The 5,596-nt window shown below is 49.3% G+C and carries 7 protein-coding genes; 6 read left to right on the top strand and 1 reads right to left on the bottom strand.

Annotation, left to right across the window (positions count from 1 at the left end; translation table 11 throughout):
* The 4 genes from napA to GOU96_RS16625 all read left to right on the top strand — a co-directional run.
* Nucleotides 1-1,974 (top strand): periplasmic nitrate reductase subunit alpha (napA, locus tag GOU96_RS16640; RefSeq protein WP_324702028.1); only part of this gene is annotated, 1,974 nt, incomplete at its 5' end.
* 66 nt (nt 1,975-2,040) lie between these two features.
* On the top strand, nt 2,041-2,496 hold the full coding sequence (locus GOU96_RS16635) for a nitrate reductase cytochrome c-type subunit (RefSeq protein ID WP_000744358.1): 456 nt from the start codon (nt 2,041-2,043) through the stop codon (nt 2,494-2,496).
* Between the two features lie 17 nt (nt 2,497-2,513).
* Nucleotides 2,514-3,089 carry a NapC/NirT family cytochrome c gene (locus GOU96_RS16630; RefSeq protein ID WP_000670286.1) on the top strand — a complete coding sequence of 192 codons (576 nt, stop codon included), beginning with the start codon at nt 2,514-2,516 and terminating at the stop codon, nt 3,087-3,089.
* Nucleotides 3,090-3,100: 11 nt separating this feature from the next.
* Nucleotides 3,101-3,229, top strand: a complete 129-nt coding sequence (locus GOU96_RS16625; protein ID WP_000105479.1) for a TIGR02808 family protein — start codon at nt 3,101-3,103, stop codon at nt 3,227-3,229.
* A 43-nt stretch (nt 3,230-3,272) separates the two neighbouring features.
* Here GOU96_RS16625 and GOU96_RS16620 read toward each other — a convergent pair whose 3' ends face one another.
* On the bottom strand, nt 3,273-4,541 hold the full coding sequence (locus GOU96_RS16620; protein ID WP_175248504.1) for an HD-GYP domain-containing protein: 1,269 nt from the start codon (nt 4,539-4,541) through the stop codon (nt 3,273-3,275).
* A 185-nt stretch (nt 4,542-4,726) separates the two neighbouring features.
* Here GOU96_RS16620 and GOU96_RS16615 point away from each other — a divergent pair, with 185 nt between their 5' ends.
* Complete coding sequence (locus GOU96_RS16615; protein WP_000628128.1) at nt 4,727-5,353, top strand: response regulator transcription factor; 627 nt, start codon at nt 4,727-4,729, stop codon at nt 5,351-5,353.
* A 2-nt stretch (nt 5,354-5,355) separates the two neighbouring features.
* Nucleotides 5,356-5,596: MASE1 domain-containing protein (locus GOU96_RS16610; protein ID WP_324702027.1), on the top strand; the 241-nt coding region annotated here is incomplete at its 3' end.

Genomic DNA, 5,596 nt, shown 5'->3' with positions numbered 1-5,596 from the left:
AACATTGACCCGAACGCACGTCACTGTATGGCCTCTGCGGTTGTGGGCTTTATGCGTACCTTTGGTATTGATGAGCCTATGGGCTGTTATGACGACTTTGAACACGCCGATGCGTTTGTACTTTGGGGTTCCAACATGGCGGAAATGCACCCAGTGCTCTGGACACGCATTACTGACCGTCGCCTAAGCCATCCTCATGTCAAAGTGAATGTGCTCTCCACTTACTACCACCGTTCCTTTGAGTTGGCGGATCATGGCTACATTTTCCACCCACAGTCTGACTTAGCGATTGCCAACTTCATCGCCAACTACATCATTCAAAACGATGCGGTGAACTGGGACTTTGTCAACAAGCACACCCATTTCAAACAAGCGGTCACGGACATCGGTTACGGTCTGCGTGACGATCACCCTCTACAGAAAAAGGCGAAAAACGCCAACTCCGGTGATGTCAGCGATATTTCGTTTGAAGAGTACAAAAAATCGGTTGCGCCTTACACGGTTGAAAAAGCCTCTGAAATTTCCGGAGTATCACCGGATAAACTGATCACGCTCGCGAAGCAGTATGCCGATCCAAACACCAAAGTGATGTCACTCTGGACCATGGGGATGAACCAACATACTCGCGGTGTCTGGATGCAAAGCTTGGTGTACAACTTGCACCTGCTTACTGGCAAAATCGCCACCCCAGGCAACAGCCCATTCTCACTGACCGGTCAACCATCAGCCTGTGGTACGGCGCGTGAAGTGGGTACCTTTGCACACCGTCTGCCAGCCGACATGGTGGTGGCTAACCCTAAACACCGTGCGATTGCCGAAAAAGTGTGGAAATTGCCTGAAGGCACGATTCCTGAGAAACCGGGCTTCCATGCAGTGCAGCAAGACCGCATGCTCAAAGATGGCGTACTGAACTGTTACTGGGTGCAATGTAATAACAACATGCAAGCCGGTCCAAACATCAATGAAGAGCGTTTACCGGGCTACCGCAACCCTGAAAACTTCATTGTGGTATCGGATGCTTACCCAACCGTAACGGCGCAAGCGGCTGACCTTGTTTTGCCAACCGCCATGTGGGTAGAAAAAGAAGGTGCGTACGGCAACGCCGAGCGTCGTACCCAAGTGTGGTATCAACAAGTGAAGACTGTCGGTGAATCTCACTCCGACTCATGGCAAGTGATTGAGTTTTCAAAACGCTTCAAAGTCGAAGACGTGTGGCCGGAAGAACTGCTGGCAAAAGCACCGCAATACCGTGGCAAAACCCTGTATGACGTGCTGTTCAAAAACGGTCAGGTGGACAAGTTCCCACTGAGCGAAGCACGTGAACTCAACGATGATGCACACCACTTTGGTTTCTATATCCAAAAAGGTCTGTTTGAAGAGTATGCCGAGTTTGGCCGCGGTCATGGTCACGATTTAGCGCCTTACGATGTTTACCACCAAGTACGCGGTCTGCGTTGGCCGGTTGTCGATGGTAAAGAGACTAAATGGCGCTTTAAAGAAGGCTCCGACCCTTATGCCAAAGCCGGTTCAGGTTGGGATTTCTACGGCAAACCGGATGGCAAAGCGTGGATCATCTCCTCACCTTATGAAGCGCCGCCAGAAATGCCGAATGAAGAGTACGATTTGTGGCTCTGTACTGGCCGTGTTCTTGAGCACTGGCACACAGGCACTATGACCCGTCGTGTTCCTGAGCTGTATAAAGCGGTGCCAGATGCGCTGTGCTTTATGCACCATGAAGACGCGCAAGCGCGCGGTTTACGCCGTGGCGATGAAGTGCTGATCTCCAACTCGCGTGGTGAAGTTCGAGTGCGCGTAGAAACTCGCGGTCGTAATAAGCCGCCAAAAGGCTTGGTGTTCGTGCCTTTCTTTGATGCTCGCATTTTGGTCAACAAGTTGATCCTCGATGCGACCGACCCACTCTCGAAGCAAACTGACTTTAAGAAGTGTCCGGTTAAGATCACAAAAGTCGCGTAACCCTGATTGCACTGGGCTGCCCGTCAGCCCAGACCAAGTATTAAGCCGCAAGGCGGAGAATTTACGATGAAAAAACAACTCATTGCCTTACTTTCAGTGTTTACCGTACTGGCTGGCATTGCTCATGCTGAGCTGAACAATCCAGGCGGTATCGGAGGTTTAGAATCACTGCGCGGAGCAACAGAAATTGAAGCGACTCGCGCCGCTGATCCAATGAAGAAATACCCACGCGAACAAGCGCTAGAGAGTGATTTTGTGTATCAACCACCACTCATCCCGCACAACATTCGCAACTATGAAGTATCGTTAAACGCCAACAAGTGCCTTGCTTGCCACAGTTGGAAAAACGCCAAAGAAATGGGCGCAACCAAGATCAGTGTCACTCACTTTGTGAACCGCGAAGATGCGGTACTGTCGGACGTCTCTCCACGCCGCTACTTCTGTTTGCAGTGTCACGTCCCTCAGGCGGATGCAAAACCGCTGGTTGAGAACGATTTCGAACGTGTTGATTCACTTCGTTAACCGAAAAGAGGCCATTTATGAAATTTCTAAAAGCGTTTTGGCTTCGTTTATCGAGCCCAAGTAAAGCCGCCGTGGGTGTGGTTTTGCTGATGGGTTTTGTCGGCGGCCTGTTATTTTGGGGCGCCTTCAATACAGGAATGGAAGCGACCAACAGCGAAGAGTTTTGCTCGGGCTGCCACGCGCCGATTGTGGCCGAAATCCAAGAGACGATTCACTATTCAAACCGCTCTGGGGTTCGCGCCATCTGCTCTGACTGCCATGTCCCCCATGAATGGACGGATAAAATTGTGCGTAAAGTGCAAGCGTCCAAGGAATTGGTGGCACACTTTATCGGCACGATTGATACACCAGAAAAGTTTCAAGCACGCCGCGCACACTTAGCCGAACGCGAATGGGCACGCTTGAAAAAGAACGATTCGTTGGAATGTCGCAACTGTCACCAGTTCAACTACATGGATTTTTCTGAGCAGAGTAGCCGAGCAGCGAAGCAACACTCGACCGCACTCGCCTCTGGTGAAAAAACCTGTGTGGATTGCCATAAAGGCATCGCACACAATCTACCCGACATGCATGGTGTTGAAGGCTGGCAATAAGGAGAGCCACTATGAGTACTCTTGAATCGATTTTTTGGCACGTGCTCGGTTACAGCGCCATGCCAGTCATCATTCTGGCCGGTTTCCTTGGCGTAGCCGTTGTCTCAATTGGCTTGCTCGCCATGACCAAAGACAAATAGGAATGCAGAGAGAGAAAATCCGGTGCTATTCGCACCGGATTTTTTATACCCATTCGGTTGGGCTTTCCGCTATCGAGAGCTGATAATATTGCTGGCTATGACGCACAATCACATCAAACACTTGGCTATCTAACCGACCACAACTCCCTTCATGACGCATGATATTCATCACCTCGTTGAGCGACATGCTGCCGCGATATGGCCTTGCTTGGGTAAGCGCCTGAAACACATCCGCAATCGCAATGATCCGTGAAGGCAGATCAATCGCCGACCCTTGGAGTCCTCTTGGGTAACCCGAACCATCTAAACGCTCATGGTGGTTTCCTGCCCACTCACACACCACAGATTGGCCAAACACCATTTGCAAGGTATAACGAGAATCGGTCGAATGGCGTTGAATACAAAGATACTCGCTCTCGTTGAGTTTACCGGGTTTATGCAAGATCTCTTCTGGGGTGTGCAGCTTGCCGATATCGTGAACCAGTCCTGTCAGGTAAAGGGCTTTTTGCATCTCCACGTTTAGCCCCAGCTCTTTCGCTAAGTGCTGACAGAGCTCTGCTACTTTTTGCGAATGCTGAAAAGTGAACTGGCTTTTCGCATCCACCACGTTTGCCATTAACATCGCGATAGACATGATCTCTTCCACCCCCAACTTCTGCTCAAAAAATGGGGTGGATGGCAAATTGTGACCCATCGCTTCAATATGACGATGCTCCATTGAAAACCAGATGAACTCTTTACTCAGCAAATGTTGCATGGTGCGTACCAAGTCACGCTCGAACAAGCTTCCGCTTAATCGACCAATTTCTAAACAGACTTGATTACGAGCTTCCTGAGTCACATTGCCATACTCATCTCTTGGATAGAGCTCTTTAAGGTAATCCACTCTATCCGCTAAAAAAATCAACGCCGCGAACCGTTTGTTTCGATCCGAAATAGCAATATTTTTCAGCTCATCCCAAGGCGTATGGTGGTACAAAATCGCATCCGCAAACGGCGCAAGCGGTGGACAATTCGACAGCAACTCATTGCCTCGCACGCAATGCTGCTGGGTATTGTCGGGTTGCATATTTTCGAGTAAACGATAGAAATCACGCTTCTGAGCCACGCCACAGTCATGAATCAAACCCAGCGCAAACACCAGTTGACACTCCTCTTCGCTCCACTCCATGGCTTGAGCACAAGAATAGGCCATATAACCGACACGATGCCCGTGATTGATATCATCCACACCGACCGAGTCGAGCGCTCTTGCGATACAAAAAAATGCCTGCCTTAGATTGACGTTCCATTCGATATTTACCGATTTCATAGTGCAGCCTATTTCTGACCATCTCATTGCTCATCCCATAATAAGAATGTAGTAGACCACCCCAATCTTGCCCAACGAAATGACCAACTCTGCCTGTCAGTGATGCTTCGTGCGACAAGTCGCAGCCATCGCACAATAAAAACATTACACTTTTGTGAATTTGATTTTGCTAGGTGATAAACATCATGATTACCATCGCGCTGGTGGATGACCACACGATTGTACGTTCGGGCTTCGCTCAACTACTTAATCTTGAGCAAGATATAAGGGTGCAAGGTGAGTACGAAAGTGCAAAAGCGGCCTTTCATGCCCTCACCCAAGCGGAAGTCGATGTCGCTATCATCGATATTTCAATGCCGGATGAAAATGGACTGAGTCTGCTTGAGCGCCTGCGCCAACATAACCCGCGTTTCAAAGCGATCATCCTCAGTATTTATGACTCGGCTTCATTTGTGAAAAAAGCCTTGGATGCTGGAGCGCAAGGTTATCTTTCAAAACGTTGTGGCCCAAGCGAGCTAGTGAGTGCGATTCGTACCGTGGCCTCTGGCAGACGCTATTTGTGCGCCGATGCCTTGGTCAATTTGAGTAATCCCGATATCAATAATGTGCTTGCCGACCTTACCAAGCGTGAAGTTGAAGTGTTTGATTTATTGGTACAAGGCAAAGAGGTGAAAGAGATCGCGCAAACGCTGTTTCTCAGCCATAAAACCGTTCACGTTCACCGAGCCAACATTTTGAGCAAATTAAACCTAACCAATAACGTGGATGTGATCCGCTTTGCTTTGCAGCACCATCTGCTCGTGGAAGGTTAAGCATGGCCAAGCTGTTTCCACTGATTTTTGCTTTTGTGCTCTACAGTATTAGCCAATTTAGTCTATGGAATGTCAGCCAATATTTGAGTCACAATCCGCTCCAAGCCTATCTGCTTTTCCCCACCGGCTTACGCTTGGCGGTCTATTTGTTAGCTCGCCCAACCTATGCTTGGGTTTGGTTACTGAGTGACATGCTTTTGGCTGGCGCGATCTTAGTGTTGCTTCCAGACCAATCCAGCCCTT

Source organism: Vibrio sp. R-1 (assembly GCF_035615595.1).
Classification (GTDB): domain Bacteria; phylum Pseudomonadota; class Gammaproteobacteria; order Enterobacterales; family Vibrionaceae; genus Vibrio; species Vibrio cholerae.
The sequence above is the reverse complement of the archived record's forward strand: the minus strand, read 5'-3'. Positions and strand labels throughout refer to the sequence as shown.

What these genes read in the sequence shown, in the direction of transcription:
- GOU96_RS16630 (WP_000670286.1), top strand. Translation starts at nt 2,514, where the DNA reads ATGAAATTTCTAAAAGCGTTTTGGCTTCGTTTATCGAGCCCAAGTAAA.
- GOU96_RS16620 (WP_175248504.1), bottom strand. Translation starts at nt 4,541, where the DNA reads ATGAAATCGGTAAATATCGAATGGAACGTCAATCTAAGGCAGGCATTT.
- GOU96_RS16625 (WP_000105479.1), top strand. Translation starts at nt 3,101, where the DNA reads ATGAGTACTCTTGAATCGATTTTTTGGCACGTGCTCGGTTACAGCGCC.
- GOU96_RS16635 (WP_000744358.1), top strand. Translation starts at nt 2,041, where the DNA reads ATGAAAAAACAACTCATTGCCTTACTTTCAGTGTTTACCGTACTGGCT.
- GOU96_RS16615 (WP_000628128.1), top strand. Translation starts at nt 4,727, where the DNA reads ATGATTACCATCGCGCTGGTGGATGACCACACGATTGTACGTTCGGGC.